This window comes from Bradyrhizobium erythrophlei (assembly GCF_900129425.1).
In the GTDB taxonomy this organism is placed as follows: Bacteria; Pseudomonadota; Alphaproteobacteria; order Rhizobiales; family Xanthobacteraceae; genus Bradyrhizobium; species Bradyrhizobium erythrophlei_C.
In genome coordinates, this window is record NZ_LT670817.1 from 6,534,829 (window position 1) to 6,557,960 (window position 23,132).

The window sequence follows — 23,132 nt, forward strand, 5'->3', positions numbered from 1 at the left end:
TCCGCCCATTACGATTTATCCTCCGACGCACGAAGCCACGCCTGGTCGCCAAACGCACCGGCTTCGGAAAGAAGCGCCAAACGGTCTTCATCATAGCCGAGGATCTCGCGGATAACTTCGTCCGTGTGTTGACCAACCGCTGGAGCCGCAACGGGATCCACGACCGGGGTACGCGAGTAGCGAATTGGCAACCTGACATTCGGAATCCAACCCGCCTTCGGGTGAGGGATTCGGCTGACCAGTTTGCGCTCTCTTGCCTCCGGCGAACGAATGGCCTCGCCGACGGTGCGCACCTGTCCGCACGGCACGCCGGCTGCCCGCATCCGCGGCTGCCAGTACGACCAGGGCTGCCGCGCGAACGCCTCGCCGAGGATCGCGAATAATTCATCCCGACGGCGAATTCGATCGGGTCCCGTGCCGTAGACCTCAGCCGACGCCAGGTCGGCCCGGTCAATCACCTGCGACATCAGGCGCTGGAAAATCTTATCGTTGCCGCAGTTAATGTAAAAAGAGCCGTCTTGCGCCTCGAACACGCCCGACGGACAGGTGTCCGGACTGGTGTTGCCATGCCGCTGCGTATCGACGCCGCTGAACAGGTGCTGCAGGGTGGCGTAACCGGTCATCAGCACGGCGTTATCGAACAAAGAGACCTCAATGGCTTGACCTCGGCCACTTCGTTCACGCGCGACCAACGCGCCGAGTATCGCGTTACATGCCATCATCGCCGTGCTGATATCCATGACCGGGGACAGCGCACGAACGCCCTCGCGATCGGCGTAACCGTTCATGGAAACGAATCCGCTCTCCACCTGCGCGATCGGATCGAATCCGAGCCGATCCGCAAACGCGCCCTCGCGACCATAGGCCGACACCGAACAGTAAATGATCTCCGGCCTGAGCTTGCGGCAACTGTCGTAGTCGATGCCCAGACGCTGCATGACTCCCGTCGAGAAATTCTCGACGACCACGTCTGCGGTAGCGATCAATTCACGCACGATTTGCAGGCCCTCCGGCGACTTCAAGTCGATGCCAACACTGCGTTTGTTGCGATTGTTCCAGAGAAACGGAGCGCCGTGCATGAGGCCGGGGTGTAAGGGAGGGTAGCGACGAAGATCGTCACCCCGGCCGGGCGCTTCGATCTTGATCACGTCGGCTCCCATATCGGCCATTATCATCGTGGCAAACGGTCCGGCGATAAAATGCGAGAAATCGACCACCCGTATCCCTTCGAGCGCCTTCGGCGCGTCGGAGGGACGGGGCTCGTGTTCAGGAAACTCCGCTTCAAGCTGTTCCAGCATTTCAATATCCTCGCCCTTTATCGCCCATAGGTTCTATCGCCTGCACTTCCGAGATCAAGCGCACCGCTTCGGGACGGCCGCCTTCAGCTGTCACATCAGCAATCTTCGAATCAGTTGTTTTTTGGCGGCTCAACCAAAGAGCACCCGCCTTCATTGAGGGGACGGAATGCTTCGGGTCCGGTCAGGACGCCTACCTGCTCCAGCAGATCCCATTTGCCTTGAGAAGCGGAAGGCGCTTTCACCTTCAAAATGTACATGTTGTGAATGGCGCGTCCATCCGGACGAATAACCACCGGTCCAAACAGATCATCGTCGATGGGCGCTTCCTTCAATTTCCGGATAACCGCCGGTGCGTCGTTTGTCCCAGCGGCCAAGGCCGCATTCAAGTAAGCGCGCACGGAAGAATACACGCCGGCGTGAAACGCAGTCGGTGACTGATTATGTTGCCGTTCACTAAACCGCGCCGACCAAGCGCGGCTCGCATCGTTCAGGTCCCAGTAGAACGGCTGTGTGATGATGAGCCCCTGTGCCACGGACAGGCCGCTCGATTCCACGTCATTGGTCGTCGTCAGCAGCGCTGCAAAAGTGCGCCCGTTCTGTTTGAGCCCAAATTCGGAAGATTGCTTGATCAGGTTGATGGTATCGCCGCCGGCCGTGGCAAACGCAATCACATCGGCTCCTGAACTGTCCGCCTGCAGTATGAAGGAAGCATAGTCGGCGTTGTTGATCGGTACATTGACCGCCCCGGCCACGGACCCGCCGCTGGCCTTGATCACCGACGTTCCATCGCGAACCATGGATTTGCCCAGCGCATTGTCAGTGGCGATGAAGTACCATTTCTTGCCACCGTTGCGGACGAGATAGTCCCCGATGGTATGAGACGCGGCCCATGTGTCGAAAGTCCACTGGATCGTGTTAGGAGAACAGTACTTCCCCGTGAGATCGGACGAGGCCGCGCTTGAGGCGATCAGCGCTGCTTTGGTCCCGCGAACGACTTCGTTCACCGCCAGACCGACCGCTGAGTTCGGCACATCGGCAACCGCATCCACGTGGTCCTGATCGACCCATCGACGCGCGATGCCAGCCCCAATGTCTGCCTTATTCTGATGATCAGCCGCTATAATCTCCACCTTGAAGTCGGGGTGCTGCTTCATGAAATCTTCGGCTGCCATTTTTGCAGCCGTGACCGATCCCTCGCCTCCATTGTCGGAATAAGGGCCGGAAGCATCATTAAGCACGCCTATCTTGATGGATCGCGTCTCGGCTAAGCCGGGCGACGATACACAAAGTGCGAGAAGGGATATTCCCAGTATGCGTGGCAGGTTTTTCATGTTTCTTCCGCAAATTGTTGATTGAGCGTTCAGATATCCAGGATGAGTGTGGGCGACCTTGAGCCCGAGCAGCAGATCATGATCGTTTTGTTGGCCTCCTGCTCCTCCTTGCTGAGAAACAGATCCCGATGGTCAGGGATCCCCTCGACGACCCGCGTCTCGCAGGTGCCGCAGACACCCTCGGTACAGGCGTAATTCGCGGAAATTCCGGCTTCCAGCAGCGCGTCCAGGATCGTCTGGCCGGCTTGAACGGCGATCGTTCGGTTGCTCCGCGCCAGCTTCACCTCGAACCCACCCTCCGCTGCCGGTTTTTCCCTGGCCTTGAAATACTCCACGTGCACGTGGCCGGCGGGCCGACCGGCCGCAGCCGCTTCGAACGCCTCAAGCATCGGCACCGGGCCGCAGCAATAAAGATGCGCGTCGGGAAGTGCCGCCTTGACGATCGAGGAGAGGTCGATCATGCGAGCGTCCGGCTCCTGGTCGAAGTTCAGGTGTAGATTCGGGTGAACGTCGGGTCGAAGGGCTTTCAGTTCGTCAAGGAACGCCGCGGTGAGGCGAGTCCGGGCCGCGTAAAACAGCTCCCAGGAACGACCGAGCACTTCAAGCCGGCGGATCATCGACAATAAAGGTGTGATTCCGATGCCGCCCGCGATCAGGACCGAATATTCCGCATCTTCCTGCAGAGCAAAATTGTTCCGGGGATGTGAGACCGTAATAATGTCTCCCACCCGCACGGTTTCGTGAATCAGTTTGGAGCCACCTCGGCTGGCGACGTCGTTGTTGACCGCGATGACGTACCGGTTGCGCTCGCCTTGATGGTTCACAAGTGAGTAGCTGCGGATCATCCCGTTAGGCAAATGGAGGTCGATGTGAGATCCCGCCGTGAACGGCGACAGGTCGCCACCAGCCGGATTCACCAACTCGTATGAATGAATGTTGTCAGCCTCAAAGCTGATCCGCTTAACCCGAACCTGCATCAGGCTATCATGCATGGACGGCATCCATGCCTTGATGCCTGCCGAAGCGAAGCTTCCGGGCTCCAAGAGCCCGGTTGATGCGACGGTTGCTCGGTTGGCGGTCTGATGAGGTCACACGTCGTACCCGAAATCGGCGCCAAGCTGCGCGCGCATGAACTCGGCGCCGACGTCGACCCAGGAATCTTCCGGCGGCAATCGCAGGGACACGGCGCGCACCATGAACACATCAGGTTCGGTCACGCCTTTTGGCTTGGTGCCATGGTCGCGATAGGCTCCGAGCGATTCGAGCAGCAACCGCCGTGTCATCGCGATGCCGGTGTCGCTGGAGCACAAATTCTCCTTGGTGCGATCAAAGATCGGCGAAACGCCGCTTTGGCACGCGCCGTCCTGTACCCACAGCCCGGGTAATCCCGAGAACCAGGTTGTCTGCTGCGCTCCGTAGTCGAACTGGAATCCATTTTGCGCATTGTATTTCGTCCAGTAATTCGCGTACGGCACCGTTACGGGATGTTGAACAAGCGAGTGCCGGCTGGCGTGACCGCTCTCACGGCCATTGTGTCCCTCTGCGAAGATCTTGCGCGTCTTTTCCGCTAATGGCTGCGACGGGTGATACGAGAACATGATGCAGAGCGTGTTCTCGTCATCTATCGGCACCCAGGCATGCCCGCTTAGATCCGGGAACGGGGATAGCGGCGGGACCAGTGTGTAGAACGGCAGCAGGAACTGATTGACCCGCCAGTACAGGGTATTTGCATCGTAATTCCGCCTGGCGGCGATGCTCATCCCGAAATCCTGCTTGATGCATTCAAACGTCGGACGGAGGTCGCGCTTTTGAATCCAGGCGCTGGTCGTACCCTGGGCGTCAAGTCGTCCATGCAGCAACGGCGCATGGGCGGAATCGATTTCGCCTTCGACGGCCTGCAGCCAATTGCATTCCTGGACCCGCAACGAGATGTGAACCTGCTCCTGCGGGACCAGATTCCATTCCAGATTTGGCAGCGGCGGAAGATTGGCGGCGTCCGGACCCATATAGGTCCAGACGATCCCGTTTCGCTCCTGACAGGGGTAACCCTTGATCCTGACGCGCTCCTTGAGGCGGCTGCGGGCCGGCTCCGCCGGCATATCGGTCACAGCGCCCGTTACATCGAATTTCCAGCCATGGTAGACGCAGCGCAACCCGCAATCTTCGTTTCGCCCAAAGATCAGCGGCGCGCCACGATGCGGGCACGCCTGGTCGACCAGACCGACCCGACCTTCGGTGTCCCTGAATGCGACCAGATCCTCCCCTAGCAGCCGGATGCGCTTCGGCTGTCCGTCGTTGACAAGATCGGCCGAGGGTAGAAAAGGAATCCAGTAAAGCCGGAACAGGTCTCCAAGGGGCGTGCCCTTTCCGACCCTCACTAATCTTTCGTTGTCTTCGTGCGAAAGCATGATCTTCCTCCGTCGAATCTAGCAGCGCATTCAGGGATCTATTTCGTCGCGCTTCCCAGGAGGGCCGCGACCCGGGCCGACAATCCCAGATCACGAACGGTCCAAAGCGGGTCTGACGTGGCGAGCGGTTTTCGGGTAATGGGAGGCTCCTTGCCCACCTCCACAAGGCTGACGATCATTTCGATCCGTCGCTGCTCGAGCTCTTTGAGCACGTCCTCAACGACGAAACCTTCTGCGGTGCAGCCGGGCAGTTCGGGATAGTCGAGCCGCACGAGCCATTTGCCGGCGTCGGTTTCGACGGCTTCGGCTTCCAGCAGGTAAGGAACCGACAAAAGCTCGCGCAGATCCACGCCATCCTCCCAGCAGCCAAATTGCTGTCCGGCCTCTTCTTACGTATACGTATTATATTAATAATCGGAGCTCTGCAAGCTAGAAACGCCCGCCTAGTTAGCGAATTTTGCGCTGCGTGAGGGCTGGGGGACGCGCCCGACGACTCGGCGCGTCCGCGGGGTTCGACCGCTCACGCTTGGTGCGGGGTTGAGGGTCGATGGCCAAGCTGCTAACGGCTATCGGCATGGCAATTTTCACGTCAGATGGACCCCAGCTCAGGTCGAAAGGCATGTCAGCCGACAAGGGAATGAAATCTGCTTCGGCTGCCGACATTGCACGCAATTGGCAGCTGGAGGGCGGCATAGGGTTTCTTCTTCGGCTGCTCGAAGCCCGGTACGACGTGCTCTATCAAAATGTAACGCGTCAGAGCGAAATTACCCCGCGGCAGTTCGGCGTGTTGATCGCATTGTATCAACAAGGTCCCCTCACGCCCTCGGTTCTCGCGGAACGCATCAGTTGCGACCGCAATACGCTCAGCGAAATGCTCAAGCGGATGGCGGCGCGGAAACTGATTTCAAAAAAGAACAACGCGGAGGATCGCAGGTCGATCCAGGTTCAGATCGCGGCCAAAGGTGAAGCCGCACTTTTGGATGTCATCCCCGCCACTGCCGAGTTGCAAAACCTCATGCTGGCACCGTTACGCAAGCAAGATCGGTCGCATTTCCTCAAATGTCTGCTGGCGATCGCCAAGGCTCCCCCGTCGGATTCGACTGAGCCATCGGAAGATTGAAGTCCTGCGTCAATGGCGCAACCGGGATAGGCTCAGACCCTCGCCTTTCCGAATGCGCCCGCCTCTGCGAGTCCGGCGATCGCCTCGGTAGACATGCCGAGGGCTTGCGAAAGCACCTCGTCCCGGTGTGCGCCCACACCGGGTATTTCGCGCTTCATGGCAGTGTGCGCGCCTGACATCTTCCAGGGCGCATTGACTCCGACGAACTCGCCCGCTGCATCCGCAATCGTCGCGAACGCGCCGCGCTGCAGCAGATGTGGGTCAGTTAGTGCCGCACCGGGATCCCGGTATACCGCGGAAGGAACCCCGGCCCTGTCAAGCGCGGCTATGCATTCGCGCACCGTGAGGCGCCGGGTCCACTGTTCGATGACCTGCATCATCGCGGTCCAGTTGGCGCCCCGTGCCGGCACGGTATTGAACCGGGGGTCGTCGTTAAGTTCAGCCTGTCCGGTCACCTCACAAAGTGCGGCGAAGTTTCGGGGTGTAATCGGCGCGATCAAAATGTCGCCATCCAGGGTCCGCACCGGACCGTAAGTTGGGCGCGATGCGTGGATCGGAAACTGAGCCTCCTGCAATTCGTACACGAGCAGGTTCAGCATGCAATCCATCAATGCAACATCAATCCGCTGGCCCTGACCGGTGCGCCCGCGCTGTACCAGCGCAGTCTGGATTGTGGAGTAGCCGAAAATGCCACCGAGCACGTCCGCGACGAAGATAGCTCCGGTCGCCGGCCGATCCCTGTCTCCGGCATATCGCATCAGCGAACGATCGAAGCCGCTCTCGGCATGAACGATCATGGCATAGGCGGCCCGCTCCGAAGCGGGACCGGTTTGCCCGTAGCCCGAGATTGAGCAATAGATCAAACGCGGATTGATCTCGCGCAACGTCTCGTAGCCGAGGCCAAGGCGATTCATCACGCCCGGACGAAAATTCTCGACCAGTATGTCGGTTTCCGCGACCAGCCGATGCACCAGCTTGATCGCATCGGCGCTTTTCAGGTCGAGCGCGACGCTACGCTTGCCTGCATTGAGTTGACCGAAATAGGCGCTGTTCCCATCGCGCAGTGGCGTGCGCAACCGCATGTCGTCGCCCTCTGGCGGCTCGATCTTGATCACGTCCGCGCCGACATCGGCAAGCAGCCGAGCGCAGTAAGGACCGGCCAGCATGATCGAAAAATCGAGCACGCGAATGCCTTCGAGCGGCATTGTCGTGGTTCCCTCTTGCATCGATCGACTCCTATCTCGGCAGCCCAAGGCCGCGTTGTGCAATCAGACTGCGTTGAATTTCATTGGTCCCGATACTGATGACCCACATCAGGGAATGACGGAGGTTTTGCTCAAATCGGCCGTTGTCGAGGGCACCCGGCATCTGCTCGGACAGTGTCGCGCGCATCCCAAGAATGTCGAGCGCGGCCTCGCCGAAGCGCTCCATCAGTTCGCCGGAGAACACCTTGCTGATTGCGCCGTATTCCGGTGGCGTGATCCCGTCGGCCGCGAGTTCGGCGCAATGCACCATCAACTGGCGACCGACCTCGATTTCACAGGCGAGCGTTGCCATTCTGTCTCGGACGACCGGATCATCGCCAGGCGGTCGCGCACCGCTCGTCTGCGCCATAACGCGTTTTCGTAACTGCTCGAAGGCGTGAGCGACCTTGAGCACGATGCCGCCGCCGACAAGGCCGCGCTCATATGCGAGCGCCCCAGTGAGCACTTTCCATCCGCCGTTGACTTCCCCGACGATGTTTTCCAAGGGAATGCGGACGTTGTCATAGAAGATGTTGGCAAAGGTGCCGTCATACATCGTGGTCGCCGGCCGAATGGTAATGCCGGCCGCGTCCATCGGGACGATGAACATGCTGATTCCCGCGTGCGGCGGTTTTGCCTCGGGATCCGTTCGCGCGGCGAGGAACATGTATTTTCCCCACCAGGTCGTGGTCCAGATTTTCTGTCCATTGATGATCCAGGAATCGCCGTCCCGCACCGCGCGCGTGCGCAGAGCGGCCAGATCCGACCCCGCTTCGGGTTCGCTGTAACCCATGCCATGCATGGCTTCGCCGCGCAGGATCTCCGGCAAGTATCCCTCTTGCTGGGTCGGCGTCCCGAACATCATGATCGCGTTGGCCTGAATCGCGGCGCCGATCCGGGGCGCTTCGCCCCGCTCCATGGTTTCGATGAAGGCGATCTGCTCAAGCGGGCTGCGCGCCTGCCCGCCAAATTCCCTTGACCATCCCAATCCGATCCAGCCGGTCTTGCCGATATCGAGCGCAAAGTCAGGATCGAACTCGCGCCTGGAGAACGGCTTCGCGTCGAAAGCCGCCTTGCGTTCGCCGGACCAGTTTTCGTCCAGCCAGGCCTGGGCCTGGTCGCGCAACTCGTTCGCTGCGGGACCAAGATCGTACTGCGGCAGACCGGTCCCGCCTTTGTCGAACAGGAACGTGGCGACCCGCCGCCGCGCTTCCGCCGCGCCGCCGAGTGCGACCGTATCGAGATGCACACGCTTGAAGTGGCGGGGCGCCTGATGTTCCTCGGCATAGCCGATGGCCCCCAAAGTATGCTGCACTTCGAGCGAAACTCGCCGCAGTGCGTCGCATCCGAAAGCAACGGCGGCATTAACGAAATAGCGCCAATCCTTGTCGGCGCGATCATGCAGATGCGCGGCATGATCGAGCGTCAGACGCACCCCTTCGAGTGCGATCAGGCAGTTGGCGAGCTTGTGCTGGATCGCCTGAAACCTCCCGATCGGCTGCCCGAACTGCTTTCGTTCCCTCGCATAGTCGACCGTCATGTCGAAAGCCGCTCGGGCCGCCCCCTGTGCCCGCCCCACAAGGGCGAGCTTGCCTTCGAGCAGCCGATCATCGAGATCACCGGATGCCAGATCGATATGGCTCGCCGGCGCTTCTTTCAGGCGAACCTCATAAAGACCCCAGGCGCCCATCGCCCGGGTTGGCTCCAGGTCAACGCCAGGACCATCCAATGCGACAATGGCCAGGCAGGAATCCTCCATACAAACCACGAGGTGCGTGCAGCTCTCCGCCACTTCGACAAAACGCAACAGGCCACTGGCGTGTCCATCTGCGAGCTGAATTGTGCCCGCATCGGCATCGGGATCCAGCGCTCCGAACGAGAACGCCACGCGCGCCGTCCCCTCATGCAGTCTCTCGAGCAAATCGAGCGCGGCTTCGGCCCGACAGCCCGAAAGCGCCAGATTGGCCAGTGCGGCCGACCACATCGGCGCCGGGCACGAGGACCCGCCGAGCTCCGTCATGACCACAAGAATCTCGCGAAGCCCCCCTTCGCCGAAATCGCGACCAAGCGTCGCGACGCCCTGGCCGGCAAGCCCAGTCCAGATCGCAGCAATTGCTTCCGCCAATCCCGAAGCCTTCGCTGCCGCCTCCGGATTCCATTGCGCGCCCAGAAACCCCCGCAGGGAATCGCGGAGCATCGTTCTGACGTCGTCGCTCGGCAGCTCTGTCGCAGCCATGGAAGGAACTAGGCCTTCCCGAATTTCGGCTTGCGCTTCTCCTTGAACGACAAAGTTGCCTCCTTGTGATCGGCGGTGGCGAACGTGACCTGCTCAAGTGCCATTGACGCTTCGAGCATCATGTTCACCCTGTCTTTCAGGATTTGATTGATCGACAGCTTTGTCCAGCGAATGGCCCAGGTCGGCCCATTGGCGAGCTCAAGCGCAATCTCTCGCGCCTTCATGAGCACGTCCGCGCGAGGCACCACATGGTTGACGAGACCGATCCTCTCGGCCTCCTTGCCGCTCAACAACGTCCCGCGCATCAGGAACTCCTTGGCCTTGTTGATGCCGACGAGCAACGGCCAGATCACCGTGCCACCATCCCCCGCCACCAGGCCCACACGCGAAACATGGGTATCGCCGATGCGCGCATCTTCCGCCATCACCGTAATGTCGCTCAATAACGCGTGGGTAGCCGCAAGGCCTATAGCGTCACCATTGATCGCAGCAATGATCGGCTTGTCGAGTTCGAGCTGACGCGTGACGCCGCGACGGCTAATCATCGGGTCATGCACTTCACCCTCCTCCAGAACATCGCCCCCGGGCCGCTCTGACATCGCCTTTACGTCGCCGCCGACGCTGAAAAACTCGCCCGCACCAGTGAGCACAACCGCGTTGACGGCGTGGTCGTCGGCAAGATCATCCCATATTGATCGTAACTCGCGGATCAGCTTCTGATTGATGGCGTTGCGCGCCTGAGGGCGGTTGAGGGTCACTGTCGCCACTTTCGCTTCAATCTCTACCTTCAGGCATTCGTATTTGGCGTATCTCGTCATGTCTTTCCCTCCACACCGTTCGTCCTGAGTGATTACTTTGGCGGATTTGCTTCGAAGAATTCAGCGCCGCACAGCCGGCTGCACTTCCGCCAACGCTACATGAAGCGACATCGAGCCAGGATCCGATTCGAGCATCCGCTGGACCGATTCCAGATGAATTCGCATCAACCGCGTCGCCACAGCAACGTCTCGCGCACGCAACGCTGAAAGGAATTGCCTGCGCTTGTCCGTGAGCCGTGGCGTCGCCGCGCCGCTTGAGGCGACCTTGGCATACACGAAGCGCATGTGAATTTCGGTGACCGAGTTCGTGATCATGGCGATGACCTTGTTGCCGGTCGATTCGGCCAAGAGCTTGTAGAACTCACGAGAGCACTCGACCCGATCGAGCAATCGTCCTTCGTGCGTCGCGAGATCTGTCCTCTCGATGTTGGCTTCCAGGGCCTCGAAATCGCGCTGCCGCGCATTGACGCAGGCAAGCCGAACCACAAGATCGATGACATTGATTCGCGCCTCGGACAGCTCTCTCACCGAGATGGTTCCGAGACTGAGCATATCCCGCATGACCTCATTCATGCGGCTGGTATCGCCTTCCTGAATAAAGGCGCCGCCCTTGACACCCTTCTGTAGCCTGAGGATGCCCGCCATTTCCAGGCTTCGCAGCGCCTCACGAAGGACATTGCGGCTGACCCCGAGCTGTTGCGCGAGTTCGCGCTCCGGCGGCAATTTGTCTCCCGGCTTGAGGACACCGAGCGCCAGCTGCTCGCGAATCCGCTCGCAGATTTCCTCGAAGGCGCGGCGCGTGCGGATTGGCCGAAATGTAACGGGAGCCGTCACGCCGGCTACGCGGTGATCCGGAGCGCGGTTGCGCCGATTGAGCGGAGCCGTTCGAGGGCGGCCTGGCGCGCTGGGTCTTGACTTGCCTGTCATGGGACGTAATTATTAAATGGTTCACCCATTTAATGGAAGCGCTTTTTTGCTTCCTGCGAAAAAGACGAGGAATCGCCATGAGCTTCACTGAGGAGCAGAATGCTTTCCGCGACAGCATTCAAAAAATGGTGGCCAAGCACGTGGCGCCGATCGCCGCCGAGATCGACGCGACCGACCGATTCCCTACGGAGATCGTCAAGCTATTTGGTGAAATGGGCCTCATGCAGCTGTGGGTGCCCGAGCAGTATGGCGGTCCGAACGGCAATCTGACGATGGTCTGCATCGCTCGCGAGGAAATATCAAAGGTCTCGCCTGCTTGCGCCTCGATCGCCGGTCTTAACTCGATGTTCATCATGCCGCTGTTGCACTTCGGCTCAGAAGAGCAGCGGAAAAAATATCTGCCCATCATCGCTGGCGGCGGCGTTGTCACCGCAATTGCGATTTCCGAACCGCAAGCTGGCTCTGATGTTACCGCCATAAACACACGCGCCAGGAAAGACGGCGATTGCTACATCCTCAACGGCCGCAAGCAGTGGTGCAGCTATGGTGTTGCGGCCGACTACATTATCGTTATGGCGCGGACCGGCGACGGCCCAGGCGCTGACGGTATCAGCGCGTTTATCATTGAACCAAAGAGGATGGCCGGCGTCACTTTCGGGCGCCATGAGCGAAAGATGGGGTTTCGCGGCGCACCAAACACACCGATCTTCTTCGATAATGTCCGGGTACCTGCGGAGAACCTCGTCGGGGAGGAAGGCAAGGGGTTTCGGGCGTCGATGCGGGCGCTTGACCTCAACCGGCCGACCATCGGGGCTCAATCTGTCGGGTTGGCGCAGGGCGCCCTCGATGTCTGCATCGCCTACACGAAAGAACGCAAGCAATTCAAGAAGGCTATTTCGGAATTCCAGGGCATCCAGTTCATGCTGGCCGACATGGCAATCCAGATCGAGGCGGCCCGCGCCCTCGTCTACGAATGCGCACGCGCCGGCGATGCCGGCGACTGGAAGCGGCTCAACGTGCTCGCAAGCATGGCCAAGTGCTTTGGCAGCGACATGGCAATGAAGGTCACGACCGACGCCGTTCAGATCTTCGGCGGCTATGGTTACACCATGGATTACCCGGTCGAACGCATGATGCGTGACGCCAAGCTTACGCAGATCTTCGAAGGAACCAATCAGATTCAGCGCGTGGTCATCGCCCGCGAATTGCTACGGTAAAAACAAAATAAAAAGTATCGGGGAGGAGATAAATTTGAACCGCATCAATTCGATCTGGGGCGCATTCGCGATATTCGCCCTGCTTGCAGCATCATCGGCGTGGGCACAAAAGGCTTATGGCCCCGGCGTCAGCGACACGGAGATCAATCTCGGACAGTCGACGCCGCTCAGCGGTCCGGCATCGTCATTCGGTGCCGGTGCCGGGCGCGCCGTCGTCGGCTATTTCGAAATGCTGAACCAGCAGGGCGGAATCAATGGCCGCAAGATCAAGTTCACGCAATTGGACAATGCCTACAGCGCACCTAAGGCCGTCGAGCAGTCGCGGAAACTCGTCGAGGACGTAGGCGTGCTTGCCGAGGTCGGCACAATCGGCACGGCACCGAATGTCGCGATTCAGAAATATCTGAACGGCAAGCGGGTACCGCAGCTGTTCATCACGGCGGGAGGACGGCGCTTTAACGATCCGAAGACTTTCCCCTGGACCGTGCCGCTCTATCCGGACTTCGAAACGGAAGGCAGAGTCATCGCAAAGTACATTCTGAAGACGAAGCCGGACGCCAGGATCGGCGTACTTTACCAGAACGACGACTTTGGAAAGGATTATCTCAAAGGTCTGCGCGCCGGGCTCGGATCGAAGGCCTCGCAGATCATTGCGGAGGTGTCCTATGAAATCGCCGATCCAACAATCGACTCCCAGATCGTTCAGCTCAAATCGGCCGGGGTTGATACCTTGATCGAGCAATCCTCCGCAAAGGCTGCGGCTCAATCGATCCGCAAGGTCCATGAGTTGAACTGGACCCCTCTTCACGTCATCGGCGGCTCGGCGGCGTCGGTCGAAACCGTGCTAAAGCCCGCAGGTCTCGATGCGTCGAAGGGATTGGTCACGACGCAGTTTCTCAAGCAGCCGGGCGATCCGGCCTGGAGCAATGACGAGGAAGTCAAGGCTTACAAGGAATTTCTCCTGAAGTACGCGCCCTCAGCCAATCCCGACGACTATTCGGTCCTGGTAGCCTACATGAACGTCCATGCCGTAACTCTCGTCCTGAAACGTTGCGGAGACCAGCTCACGCGAGAGTCTCTTCTCAGCCAGGCGACCTCGCTCCATGGTCAACGTCTTCCCATGATGCTTCCGGGGGTGTCGCTAAGCACAACACCTGACGACTACACACCGTTTAAAACGCTGCGGATCGCGATATTTGATGGAGCAAGTTGGACGCTGTCGAACGATGTCCTGTCGGCCGAATGAAGCCTAGCCTAGAATTATTTCGGGCGGCCGAGAACTGATCATATCTCCCGATTTGATGAGATCAATCGCGCGATCGACGGGATGGAGATCGGTACGGCTATCAAACCTGTTCTGCAGATGCACTAATCGTCGATAGAAAATGTCAGCGAGAAACGTAATGCAGGATTCCCAGGTCGATGAAGCGATCGCCAGCCACAAGACCTACGGCAGCCTTGAGCAACAGCACGCGCTGTTTTCGATGCTGCGCCGCGAAGACCCGGTGCATTGGACCGAGCCGAACAGCTACCGTCCGTTCTGGACTGTTTCGAAGCACAAGGACGTCCTGGAAATCGAGAAGCAGAACGACAAGTTCATCAACGCGCCGCGCACCAAGCTGCTCTCGATCGAATTCGAATCCAAGGTGAAGGAAGCCATGGGCGGGCGCCCTATGCTGGTCCGCGCCATCAACCAAATGGATAATCCCGACCACTCCAAGTACAAGAAGCTCACCCATGCCTGGTTTCAACCCAAGCAAGTGCGCCTGCTCGAGGAGGACATGAGGCTCGCCCGCGAAAGCGTCGACCGTATGCTCACGCGGGGCAGAGCGTGCGATTTCTACAATGATGTCGCGGTCAGGTATCCGCTGAAGGTTATTATGCTGATACTTGGTATCCCCGACGAACACGGTCAGCATCTGCTCGACATTACACGGGCCTATTTCGGAGGCGGCGACCCGGAGATGCAGCGCGGATTTGATCGGTGCGACCATCGCCTACATGGATTTCTTTCGCAGCGTTGCAAGAGAGCGTCGCAGCCATCCGACAGACGATGTGGCGACGTTGATCGCCACGGCCGAAGTCGACGGAAACCTGATCGGTGAGTTCGAGGCCTCATCTTACTTTGTCGCGCTGGCAAGCGCTGGCCACGACACCACCAGCGCGACCCTGGCCGGCGGCTTGCTTGCCTTGATTCAGAACTCGGACGAAATGCGCAAACTAAGGACAAACCCGGATCTGATTCCGGTCGCGGTCGATGAGATGGTTCGCTGGGTTTCGCCGGTCAAGCATTTCTTCAGGACGTCAACCGAAACCTACACGCTTCGTGGCAAGACAATTCGGCCGGGCGATCATCTCATGATGGCGTATCCGTCGGCAAACCGGGACGACGATGCGTTCGAGCGCCCGTTCTCCTTCATTGCCGATCGGAATCCAAACCGCCATGTCGGCTTCGGCTTCGGTATCCACGCCTGCATCGGAATGTACCTCGCCAAGATCGAGATGGTGATTTTCTTCCGCGAACTGCTGACGCGGGTCAACTCGATCGCGCTCGCCGGTGAACCTGCCTGGATCGAGACGTCCTTTCTAGGAGGCCTGAAACGGTTGCCGATCAGCTTCAAGGCGTCTGAAGCGACGGCTACCCCTACGTTCGCGAAATGAAATGGTTCGAAGTCGTGCAAATGAGAGCCATATCGAAAATGGGTCTGTCCGACATTATCAGGTCACTTTGCGAGTTGGATTCACACTAGACGAGTAGCGGGGGGAAAGACGCTGGCGCGATTGTCCCTATCGTTCTCGCATTCGGTTGGCGAGGAGGAGCGCGCCGGCTTCGCCCCCGCCATTGGGGTGGCCGGCGGGATTGCGCTGTTTCGCGCCTGCCATTATCCTCCGGTCCGGCACATGCTGGCCCGCATCCAACAGGATCATCCCATGCTGACCGCGAGCTTGGCCCCCTGGACGAGACCATCACGATCGCGGAGCTCACCCGCGATCCCTATCCGATCTACAGGCGCCTCAGACGCGAAGCGCCCGTATTACGGGTCAAATCGGTGGGCCGCACCTTCCTCACCAAGGCGGCCGACACCAAATACGTGAAGGACAATGCGGCGTTATTCAGCTCCGACGACCCGAACACGCCCATGAAGCGCGCCTTTCTCGCTCATACGCTGATGCGCAAGGACCACGACGAGCACCGGACCGAACGCATGGCGATGATGCCGGCCCTGATGCCGAAGACGATCGAATCCGTTTGGGCGCCGCTGTATGCGAAGTATGCGAAACTGGCCGCAACGTATCTCGACCGGCTGCGCGCGGTGAGGTGGTCGATCTCTTTCCCGCTCTCGCAGGACCGCTTGCCGCGCGGATTCTGGCGCATGCGATGGGCGTTCCGGACGCGAACGATGAGTACATGCAGCGATGGTCGCAGACGCTGATCGACGGTGCCGGCAATTTTGGCTGGACACCGGGGCCTTTCGATGCGACCGACATCGCCAACGCGGAGATGGACAAATGTATCCGCGTCAACGCCGAACGCGTGCGGGCCGAACCGGATTCCTCAGCGCTCTCCTTCATGGTGAACGCAAAGAATCCGATTCCAGAAAGCCAGATGATCGCCAATGTGAAGATCGCGATCGGCGGCGGCATCAACGAGCCGCGCGACGCCCTGCTGACGATCCTCTACGGCCTGTTGACCAATCCAGATCAGCTTGACGCCGTGCGCGCAGGGGGCAAATGGCGCTCCGCGTTCGAGGAAGGGGTGCGGTGGGTGGCGCCGATCCAGGCGAGTTCACGGCTCGTTATGGAGGACACGGAGATTCGCGGCTGCTTGATCCCGAAGGGCGACACCGTGATGACGATCCAGGCGTCGGCCAACCGGGACGAGGAGGTCTTCGAAGACAGCGAGAACTACAACGGGCTGCGCGAGCCCAACCCTCACCAGGCCTTTGGCAACGGCCCGCATCATTGCGCGGGCGCGCACCTGTCGCGGCGAACCGTTGGCGCCATCCTGCTGCCAATGCTTTTCGAGCGCTTCCCCAACATGGCCTTGCTTGATCCCGCGAGCGTGCGCTGGCACGGATTCGGTTTCCGCGGCCCGCTCAATCTGCCACTACTCCTGCGATAGGACCGGCAAGGATAGGCATTGTCAATTTTGCCTTATCCGCCGCTCTAGGATCATCCGCAATTCCCCCTAATCACCTTGCTGGCGAGTTGCCGCAAGTTTTTCGAGTAGGTCACCTCTCGCCGTTCTCGGTCGTCGCGCAAACTATAACAACGGGATGCTGCTTTTGGCGCTTTTCGGAAACTCAGACAGTTTCCCGGATATCTTCTAGAGGACGCAAGCGGGCGGTCGCGAGGAAGGCAGAAACGACTGAAACAACCGCAAAGACTACCGGATACGCCGACAAGAAATACGACGAGTATTGACCGATGATCGGCAGGATAACCGGCGTGATGCTGCTCAGCACCAGTCCAAATCCAAACGTCAGAGCGAACCCGGTCAGGCGTGTTTGCGGGGGAAACATCTGGGGAATGACATACAGCGGCAAGATCGTGAGCGGGGCGCACAGAAATTGCACCAGCCCCCAGCGGAGCGCCAGGCCCGGACCGTCTGGTATACCTTGGTAAAACCAGAACATCGCCGCAGCGAGCGCCACCGTTGCAAGCGCGGCTATCCCAACAATCCCGAAGCGAACACTGGCGAATCCGACAATGACGCATCCGAGGCCGTTCGCGACCAGCGACACGAGCTGAGCCGCATGGACGGTTTTGACATCCATGTGAAGCTGGCTCACGAAGTAGGAAAGCGGATACAGGACGGTCGAATTGGTGATGATGCCGATGATTAGCGCGATCAGGACGCAATAGACAGCGCGCATCTTGTATCGCTGGAAGATCACCTTCAGCGTCAGCCCCCTCGACAAAGCGCCGCGCCTTTCGAGTTCTCTGAAAACCTCGGTCTCCCTTGTATATCTGCGAAGATAGTACGAGACCAATCCGAACAAGCCGGCCAGCAGGAAGGGCAGCCGCCAGCCGTAACTTTCCAGATCGTGGTGACTGATCGAATTTTCGAGCGCAATGACGATCAGAGCGCCAAGAAGCGATCCAAGACTGAACGTTGCGGTAAGAACGCCGGCAATGAACCCAAAGCGCTTCTGAGGAACGGACTCGCCGGCGAAAATGAGTGCGCCTGGTAGCTCACCGCCGAGAGAAAACCCCTGGAGAAGCCGACAGAGCAGCAGCAGGACGGGAGCCCAGACGCCTACGGTTGCAAACGTAGGCAGCAGACCGATCGAGAGGGTTGCGGCGGCGATCAGCAGTACCGACAAACCGAAAGTTCTCTTGCGGCCAAACCGGTCACCGAGAATCCCAAGCAGGACTCCACCGATGGGACGGCCGAGATAGCCGATGGCGAACACCGACATGACCTGAATGGTCCGGATCGTGGGAGGAATGTCGGGCGGGAAAAACAACGCCCCAATGATGGGCGACAGGAATATAAAGACGTTGTACTCGAGAAATTCGAGGATCGAGCCCAACGACGCCAAAGCCAGTATTTTGATCTGCTCGGCACCCAGCCTTTTATCCGCCACGGCCTCATCACGAGACCACGGCGTATCGTCCATGCTAATGGTCATTCGCGTTTGCCGCTTTGTGAAAGTTGCCGTTTCTTGGTGATGCCGATGCTTCCGCCCAGGAAAAAGCTACTTGGCATTTTTCCTTTTAGCAAATTTATTTTACATTGGAATACGCTTACCGAACCGAGTACGTCGACGCGCAACCCGAACCCGCGGGTCGGCGACAGACTATTTTTCGGCCGCTTCCGCGCTCGAGAAGCCCTGCAGAGACCTGCTTGCCGTGTTCAAGATGGTCTTGAGAGTCTGGGCAGGTTTCCCCTGATAGGAAAGATCGAAATCACGGTGAGAGCCCATCACGGTCACGGCAAACGCGATTCCCTCCGGTCCGTGAATCGGGCCGGACAAGGCGTCTATTCCGGTGCGACGTTCGCCCTGCGACCGGGCCAATCCGAACTGACGTACGGCGTCTATTCGATCGCGATATCGCTGCAGGAGGTCTTCTTTGGACGATGACTCGGTATGCTCCAGCCTCGTCAGTTCGCTATCGATCATGGGCTTGGTCGTCTGTGCGGGTAGATAAGATGCCCAAACCCGCCCGGTGGCCGTGGTCAACACCGGAAGGACAACGCCTGACCTGACCTTGATCGCCACGCCCGGGGATCCTTCGAGCCATCGGATGACCATCGGCCCGGAATCCGTCCATACCGTCGCGTGTACGTCGCGATGGATCTCATTCACCACCGCCGCCAACGCTTCCGTAACGACTTCGATGCCGTTGATGCGCTTGAGCACGGACAGGCCGATATCGCAGCAGAACGGCCCGAGGTCATATTGAGCCGTGTCGGGGTCCTGCCTCACCAGACCGGCCTCCGACAGGCTCACCAAATAGCGGTAAGCCTTGCTCGCCGAGGTTTTTGACGCCTTGGCGACATCGCGCAGGTGAAGCGGTCCCGTAGAGGCAGCCAATGCGTTGAGAACCTGCATGCCGATTTCGATCGATTGGATACCTCGCGGCGTCCCGGACTTCTTCGGGATGCCCGGACGTTTCTTACCGCTGATGGGTGGCATCTATCCCGTACCAATTCTCGTATTAAAAAGCGTCTTCAAACAAACGGATCAAAGCTCCGAAGAAACCACATCACTCGCACGCCCATCGCCGTGATGTTGAAGCACGCATCGATCGAACGTCAAGCGACGCGCGAGGCGTTGCGCTCATTGACGGCCGATGAACGCGCCCCTCTGACTACGTCCAGAATTTCGCCGGCGTCCTTGGGCAGGTTATCCGAACGCCAAGCCACATGACCGTCGGGACGGACCAGCACGAGCCGGTACTGGTAAATCTTGCACGCCTCCTCGTCATCCAAGACCTGAACGTCGAGCGGCATATTCCTCGCTTTCGCCGCGCGCAAAAATCGTTCGGCATCGGGTGCATCGCGGCCGAGACGCAGCAGGACGAAGCTTCGGCCGAAGAGATCGAGTGTGGAGCTACCATCCGCGAGCCAAACATGGGGCGCGCGCGAACCCGGCCGCGATATCTGGGTATAGGTTGCGATCTCATCGGCCGGCGACGGCGTGCCGTCGCTGTAGACGACCGGCGAATTCTCATAACGGTAGCCCAGATGAATGCCGATTGTGAACCATTCGCGGCGCATCTGTTCGGCATACCAGTCACCGAACTCCTTGCGGGCCTGCCGTCCGGCCTCGCTGTCTCCAAATATTTCGGCCGGAGGCTTGCGATCGCGGCTGGACAGCATTCGTTTCAGATTGCCGCTGCTCTCGCTGACATTGCGGACCGCGATTGGCTTGCGCTCGATTTCGTAGCTGCGCATAAGATCGGCGCCACCCCAACCCCGTATCATCGCGTCCAGCTTCCAACCCAGGTCGACGGAATCGCCGATGCCGGTGTTCATGCCGAACCCACCGGTCGGCGACATCAGATGGGCGGAATCGCCCGCGATAAAAACCCGCTTGGTCCCGTAGCTGTCCGCGACCAGTTCGCGCCGGACCCACGGGACGATGGTCAGGATCTCGAAATCAAAATCCTTGCCCATCGCGCGCCGAATGAGGTCTTTAACCTCCTCCTCGGTGAATGTTTTCTTCTCCGCTGTGCCGACGATCGACATTCGCCATCGGTCCGCGCCGTTGATCGCAACGATCGTCAGCCAGGTCCCTTCCGGACCGATGAAGATGAAGCGATAGGCCCTGCCCTTGTCATGAAGCTCGGGAAGATCGGGACAGCGAAAAATAATGTTGGTCGTATAGGTCAGTACCGGCTGCCCGGACATCCCGATGCCCAGCTTCTCGCGCACGGCGCTGGAGCCGCCGTCGGTCCCCACCAGAAAATCCGCCGTCATTTGATAATCGCGCCCGGCAGCGTGGTCGCGAAGCGTAGCCACGACCCCGTCGTCCCGCTCACCGAAATCGACGAGTTCGGTGCGATAGCGCAGATCGACGTGTTCGAATTGGCGGACGAAGCGCGTCAGGATCGGATCGAACATGTCCTGCGGGCAACGCTCACGATTCTGGGGGCTTTGCGGAGGCCGCTTCTCGAGGTTCTTGGGTGGTATGGCTTCGCGCCCGAGTTCATAGCCGGTCAACGAGGTCAGGAACACATTGTCCTGCGGGTAGTCCCGTGGATAGGGCGAGTGCGAGACCCAGTCGGAGATCCCCCACCTGCGGCAATGTTCCATGGTGCGGATACCGACCATGTCCATCTTGGGCGCCGAGATCGCACCGTCGGTGCGTTCGATCAACGTGCATGCATCGCCGCGCCAGCCCAGATCGCCGGCGAGCGCAAGACCAACTGGACCGGCGCCCACGATCAATACGGAGGTTCGGGATTTCGTCATGTTTTCTCTCACAAAACTCAGCTAGCTGGTTCGGTAGAACACGCGCCCTTCCATGAGGCGCCGCGCCGTACGGTAGACCACAACTTCCTCGGCGACGGCTTCACCGCCGGAGATCCGCACCTTTGCGCCGAGGGTCAGGATTCCCGAAGCGTGCGCGATCGTTATGTCGCGGTCCGGCTCGGAACGCTCGCTCAGAGCCTCGGCGACAATCGAGCCAGGCAGCCTGCCTGCGACCGCGAGACACATCGCTCCCGTCAAGGGGGTGGCCCGATGCGGTTGCCCGGCCGAGATCATTCGCGTCACGATATCGGCTTCGGCGGATGCTGCGGATCGCGGCCAGATCAGCGAGACCAGGGGCAGGTTCTTGATTCTGGTCCGGGCTTCCTGTTCGCTGCAAAGGCCCATTCGCGCCGCGCTCGCGACACGAACTTCCTCGAGCCGCTGCACGAGTTCCGCATCCTTCTCGAGGTCTTCGGGGCGCGATCGCGGGTCGAGCGCAAAGGCGCTGCCGCGCACAAATACCACCGGATTGGCGGCATCGACCAGGGAGGCTTCGATTTGACCAACCCCGGCGACGTCAAGTTCGTCGCGCGCGTTTCCCGTCGGCAACAGCTTGCCGGTGGTGGCGCCGCCGGGATCGAGAAAGGCCAGTCTTACCGGATCGCCTTCACCGGCAACGCCCGCGATCGACTGTTCGCCGCCAACCGCCGCTCTGCCGTCCTGCAGCGCAAACGTTGCAACCACGATCTTGCCCGTGTTCGTATTATGGATCCGGACTGTTGCGGAATTCCCCGTTGCCCTGACCAATCCCTCGTCGACGGCGTAGGGACCGACTGCCGACGAAATATTGCCGCAGGTGCCGCGATAGCTCACGATTGCTTCCCGGATGCCGACCTGCGCAAAGGTGAAATCGACGTCAGCGTCGGGATGCGTCGGCTTGCCGATAACCGCAATTTTCGACAGCGATGAAAGTCCGCCGCCCATGCCGTCGAGTTGACGTCCGTTCGGATCAGGCGAGCCGAGAACGCCGCAAAAGATCGCGTCCCAGTTCGAGCAATCGCGCGGGGGCGCCGCCTTCGGGAGATCTTCCTGGCGAAAGAAGACCGCCTTGCTGGTGCCGCCACGCATGAAAACCGCCGGCAGCGATACATGCCGTCCGCGAGAGCCGCTCATCGTTGAGGCATTCCTTCCGGCACGATGGTGCGGACCAATGTCGAGTCCAGTTCCTCGAATTCCTGGTAGTTGATCCGGGCGTAGAGTTCTTTTCGGGTCTGCATCCGCTCCAGCACCTTGTGCGTTCCGTCGTCGCGGTTGATGGCGGCATACAATTCTTCCTGCGCCTTGTTGGCGACGCGCAGCGAACTAACCGGCCAGATCACGATGCGATATCCCATCCTTTCGAATTCTGCCCCGGTGAAGAAAGGAGTCCGCCCGAACTCCGTCATGTTCGCGAGCAGCGGGACTTTGACGCGTTTTGCAAATTCGGCGAACATCTCGGCATTGATCAAGGCCTCCGGAAAGATGATGTCCGCGCCCGCCTCGATATAGCGTTCGGCCCTCGCCACCGCTCCGTCGACGCCCTCTTCAGCTGCGGCATCGGTGCGTGCAACGATCAGCAGATGCCGCCTCGCCTTCCTTGCCGCGGCGATCTTCGCGGCCATGTGCAGCGGATCGGCCAGTTTCTTGTCGTTCAAGTGGCCGCATTTTTTCGGTAGAATCTGGTCTTCGATCTGAACGGCCGCGGCGCCCGCGTCTTCGAGGCTCCTGACCATGTGCATGACGTTGAGCGCTTCGCCGAAGCCGGTGTCCCCGTCCACGAGGATCGGCAGGTCGGCCGCGCGCGCGATCTGCCGGGCGAACCAGCACACGTCTTCCAGACCGAGCACGCCGAGGTCCGGCAGTCCCATTGAAGCCGTCATCGCTGCGCCCGAAAGGTAAACCGACTCGAAGCCGGCTGCCTTGGCCTGCAGCGCCGCCATTCCATTGTGGGCTCCGGGCATCCGCAGGATACCCGGGCGCGCCAACAGCGACGCCAGCCGGTGTCCCGCAGGCGTGTTCGAAAGACCCTCGGCGACCAAATACGTCATCATCCACCTGCTATCCGAACG

The 23,132-nt window shown here is 59.8% G+C and carries 22 protein-coding genes and 1 pseudogene; 9 read left to right on the forward strand and 14 right to left on the reverse strand.

What is annotated here, in order from left to right; translation table 11 throughout:
- Positions 1 to 8: 8 nt before the first annotated feature.
- From B5527_RS31210 to B5527_RS31230, 5 genes are all read right to left on the reverse strand, one after another.
- Positions 9 to 1,298: a CaiB/BaiF CoA transferase family protein gene (locus tag B5527_RS31210; protein WP_079604932.1), complete on the reverse strand. Its 1,290-nt coding sequence runs from the start codon at positions 1,296 to 1,298 to the stop codon at positions 9 to 11.
- A 110-nt stretch (positions 1,299 to 1,408) separates the two neighbouring features.
- Positions 1,409 to 2,629, reverse strand: a complete 1,221-nt coding sequence (locus B5527_RS31215; RefSeq protein ID WP_079604933.1) for an ABC transporter substrate-binding protein — start codon at positions 2,627 to 2,629, stop codon at positions 1,409 to 1,411.
- Between the two features lie 29 nt (positions 2,630 to 2,658).
- A complete protein-coding gene (locus tag B5527_RS31220) occupies positions 2,659 to 3,606 on the reverse strand; it encodes a PDR/VanB family oxidoreductase (RefSeq protein WP_079607647.1) in 948 nt (315 codons plus the stop codon).
- 111 nt (positions 3,607 to 3,717) lie between these two features.
- The gene (locus B5527_RS31225; protein WP_079604934.1) at positions 3,718 to 5,037 is read right to left on the reverse strand and encodes a Rieske 2Fe-2S domain-containing protein; all 1,320 of its coding nucleotides are present in this window, start codon (positions 5,035 to 5,037) and stop codon (positions 3,718 to 3,720) included.
- 38 nt (positions 5,038 to 5,075) lie between these two features.
- A complete protein-coding gene (locus B5527_RS31230; protein WP_079604935.1) occupies positions 5,076 to 5,387 on the reverse strand; it encodes a hypothetical protein in 312 nt (103 codons plus the stop codon).
- 197 nt (positions 5,388 to 5,584) lie between these two features.
- Between B5527_RS31230 and B5527_RS31235 the strand changes: the two genes are divergently transcribed.
- Positions 5,585 to 6,157 carry a MarR family winged helix-turn-helix transcriptional regulator gene (locus tag B5527_RS31235; RefSeq protein WP_245332343.1) on the forward strand — a complete coding sequence of 191 codons (573 nt, stop codon included), beginning with the start codon at positions 5,585 to 5,587 and terminating at the stop codon, positions 6,155 to 6,157.
- Positions 6,158 to 6,189: 32 nt separating this feature from the next.
- Here B5527_RS31235 and B5527_RS31240 read toward each other — a convergent pair whose 3' ends face one another.
- The 4 genes from B5527_RS31240 to B5527_RS31255 are packed head-to-tail and all read right to left on the reverse strand — an operon-like array spanning position 6,190 to position 11,289.
- Entirely contained in the window at positions 6,190 to 7,383 is a 1,194-nt protein-coding gene (locus B5527_RS31240; RefSeq protein ID WP_079604937.1) for a CaiB/BaiF CoA transferase family protein, read from the reverse strand.
- Positions 7,384 to 7,393: 10 nt separating this feature from the next.
- On the reverse strand, positions 7,394 to 9,637 hold the full coding sequence (locus tag B5527_RS31245; protein WP_079604938.1) for an acyl-CoA dehydrogenase: 2,244 nt from the start codon (positions 9,635 to 9,637) through the stop codon (positions 7,394 to 7,396).
- Positions 9,638 to 9,645: 8 nt separating this feature from the next.
- The gene (locus B5527_RS31250) at positions 9,646 to 10,455 is read right to left on the reverse strand and encodes an enoyl-CoA hydratase/isomerase family protein (protein WP_079604939.1); all 810 of its coding nucleotides are present in this window, start codon (positions 10,453 to 10,455) and stop codon (positions 9,646 to 9,648) included.
- A 60-nt stretch (positions 10,456 to 10,515) separates the two neighbouring features.
- Positions 10,516 to 11,289, reverse strand: coding sequence for a FadR/GntR family transcriptional regulator (locus B5527_RS31255; RefSeq protein ID WP_172842725.1), 774 nt, complete (start codon positions 11,287 to 11,289; stop codon positions 10,516 to 10,518).
- Positions 11,290 to 11,414: 125 nt separating this feature from the next.
- Between B5527_RS31255 and B5527_RS31260 the strand changes: the two genes are divergently transcribed.
- From B5527_RS31260 to B5527_RS47895, 7 genes and pseudogenes are all read left to right on the forward strand, one after another.
- Positions 11,415 to 12,599: an acyl-CoA dehydrogenase family protein gene (locus tag B5527_RS31260; protein ID WP_245332344.1), complete on the forward strand. Its 1,185-nt coding sequence runs from the start codon at positions 11,415 to 11,417 to the stop codon at positions 12,597 to 12,599.
- Between the two features lie 34 nt (positions 12,600 to 12,633).
- Complete coding sequence (locus tag B5527_RS31265; protein ID WP_079604942.1) at positions 12,634 to 13,845, forward strand: ABC transporter substrate-binding protein; 1,212 nt, start codon at positions 12,634 to 12,636, stop codon at positions 13,843 to 13,845.
- A gap of 157 nt (positions 13,846 to 14,002) precedes the next feature.
- Entirely contained in the window at positions 14,003 to 14,704 is a 702-nt protein-coding gene (locus tag B5527_RS46755; RefSeq protein WP_245332815.1) for a hypothetical protein, read from the forward strand.
- A gap of 157 nt (positions 14,705 to 14,861) precedes the next feature.
- Positions 14,862 to 15,260, forward strand: coding sequence for a cytochrome P450 (locus tag B5527_RS47455; RefSeq protein WP_338065139.1), 399 nt, complete (start codon positions 14,862 to 14,864; stop codon positions 15,258 to 15,260).
- Positions 15,248 to 15,357 (forward strand): annotated as a pseudogene (locus tag B5527_RS31275) (dodecin family protein); the annotation flags it as partial. The gene B5527_RS47455 and the pseudogene B5527_RS31275, both read left to right, overlap by 13 nt.
- Positions 15,358 to 15,649: 292 nt before the next feature.
- A complete protein-coding gene (locus B5527_RS47890; RefSeq protein WP_425305037.1) occupies positions 15,650 to 16,033 on the forward strand; it encodes a hypothetical protein in 384 nt (127 codons plus the stop codon).
- Between the two features lie 173 nt (positions 16,034 to 16,206).
- A complete protein-coding gene (locus B5527_RS47895; RefSeq protein ID WP_425305038.1) occupies positions 16,207 to 16,722 on the forward strand; it encodes a cytochrome P450 in 516 nt (171 codons plus the stop codon).
- Between the two features lie 181 nt (positions 16,723 to 16,903).
- On the opposite strand, the gene B5527_RS31285 is transcribed toward B5527_RS47895, so the two are convergent.
- Positions 16,904 to 18,223: an MFS transporter gene (locus B5527_RS31285; RefSeq protein ID WP_172842726.1), complete on the reverse strand. Its 1,320-nt coding sequence runs from the start codon at positions 18,221 to 18,223 to the stop codon at positions 16,904 to 16,906.
- Between the two features lie 180 nt (positions 18,224 to 18,403).
- Complete coding sequence (locus B5527_RS31290; RefSeq protein WP_172842727.1) at positions 18,404 to 19,159, reverse strand: IclR family transcriptional regulator; 756 nt, start codon at positions 19,157 to 19,159, stop codon at positions 18,404 to 18,406.
- Between B5527_RS31290 and B5527_RS45525 the strand changes: the two genes are divergently transcribed.
- Entirely contained in the window at positions 19,158 to 19,337 is a 180-nt protein-coding gene (locus B5527_RS45525; protein WP_172842728.1) for a hypothetical protein, read from the forward strand. The two genes, B5527_RS31290 and B5527_RS45525, sit on opposite strands and share 2 nt — an antisense overlap.
- A 25-nt stretch (positions 19,338 to 19,362) precedes the next feature.
- Here the strand turns inward: B5527_RS45525 and B5527_RS31295 are convergent, their stop codons facing one another.
- The 3 genes from B5527_RS31295 to prpB are packed head-to-tail and all read right to left on the reverse strand — an operon-like array spanning position 19,363 to position 23,111.
- Positions 19,363 to 21,024 (reverse strand): FAD-dependent oxidoreductase, encoded by a 1,662-nt coding sequence (locus B5527_RS31295; RefSeq protein ID WP_079604945.1) that lies wholly within the window; start codon positions 21,022 to 21,024, stop codon positions 19,363 to 19,365.
- 21 nt (positions 21,025 to 21,045) lie between these two features.
- A complete protein-coding gene (locus tag B5527_RS31300; RefSeq protein WP_079604946.1) occupies positions 21,046 to 22,197 on the reverse strand; it encodes a 2-methylaconitate cis-trans isomerase PrpF family protein in 1,152 nt (383 codons plus the stop codon).
- The gene (prpB, locus tag B5527_RS31305; protein WP_079607648.1) at positions 22,194 to 23,111 is read right to left on the reverse strand and encodes a methylisocitrate lyase; all 918 of its coding nucleotides are present in this window, start codon (positions 23,109 to 23,111) and stop codon (positions 22,194 to 22,196) included. Before prpB ends, B5527_RS31300 begins: the two co-directional genes overlap by 4 nt.
- Between the last annotated feature and the right edge of the window lie 21 nt (positions 23,112 to 23,132).

Excerpts from the sequence above, each read along its gene's own strand:
- B5527_RS31210 (WP_079604932.1), bottom strand. The coding sequence starts at position 1,298 with ATGCTGGAACAGCTTGAAGCGGAGTTTCCTGAACACGAGCCCCGTCCC.
- B5527_RS31215 (WP_079604933.1), bottom strand. The coding sequence starts at position 2,629 with ATGAAAAACCTGCCACGCATACTGGGAATATCCCTTCTCGCACTTTGT.
- B5527_RS31220 (WP_079607647.1), bottom strand. The coding sequence starts at position 3,606 with ATGCAGGTTCGGGTTAAGCGGATCAGCTTTGAGGCTGACAACATTCAT.
- B5527_RS31225 (WP_079604934.1), bottom strand. The coding sequence starts at position 5,037 with ATGCTTTCGCACGAAGACAACGAAAGATTAGTGAGGGTCGGAAAGGGC.
- B5527_RS31235 (WP_245332343.1), top strand. The coding sequence starts at position 5,585 with ATGGCCAAGCTGCTAACGGCTATCGGCATGGCAATTTTCACGTCAGAT.
- B5527_RS31240 (WP_079604937.1), bottom strand. The coding sequence starts at position 7,383 with ATGCAAGAGGGAACCACGACAATGCCGCTCGAAGGCATTCGCGTGCTC.
- B5527_RS31245 (WP_079604938.1), bottom strand. The coding sequence starts at position 9,637 with ATGGCTGCGACAGAGCTGCCGAGCGACGACGTCAGAACGATGCTCCGC.
- B5527_RS31250 (WP_079604939.1), bottom strand. The coding sequence starts at position 10,455 with ATGACGAGATACGCCAAATACGAATGCCTGAAGGTAGAGATTGAAGCG.
- B5527_RS31260 (WP_245332344.1), top strand. The coding sequence starts at position 11,415 with ATGGAAGCGCTTTTTTGCTTCCTGCGAAAAAGACGAGGAATCGCCATG.
- B5527_RS46755 (WP_245332815.1), top strand. The coding sequence starts at position 14,003 with ATGCAGGATTCCCAGGTCGATGAAGCGATCGCCAGCCACAAGACCTAC.
- B5527_RS47455 (WP_338065139.1), top strand. The coding sequence starts at position 14,862 with ATGGTTCGCTGGGTTTCGCCGGTCAAGCATTTCTTCAGGACGTCAACC.
- B5527_RS47895 (WP_425305038.1), top strand. The coding sequence starts at position 16,207 with ATGATCGCCAATGTGAAGATCGCGATCGGCGGCGGCATCAACGAGCCG.
- B5527_RS31285 (WP_172842726.1), bottom strand. The coding sequence starts at position 18,223 with ATGGACGATACGCCGTGGTCTCGTGATGAGGCCGTGGCGGATAAAAGG.
- B5527_RS45525 (WP_172842728.1), top strand. The coding sequence starts at position 19,158 with ATGCCGATTTCGATCGATTGGATACCTCGCGGCGTCCCGGACTTCTTC.
- B5527_RS31290 (WP_172842727.1), bottom strand. The coding sequence starts at position 19,159 with ATGCAGGTTCTCAACGCATTGGCTGCCTCTACGGGACCGCTTCACCTG.
- B5527_RS31295 (WP_079604945.1), bottom strand. The coding sequence starts at position 21,024 with ATGACGAAATCCCGAACCTCCGTATTGATCGTGGGCGCCGGTCCAGTT.
- B5527_RS31300 (WP_079604946.1), bottom strand. The coding sequence starts at position 22,197 with ATGAGCGGCTCTCGCGGACGGCATGTATCGCTGCCGGCGGTTTTCATG.
- prpB (WP_079607648.1), bottom strand. The coding sequence starts at position 23,111 with ATGACGTATTTGGTCGCCGAGGGTCTTTCGAACACGCCTGCGGGACAC.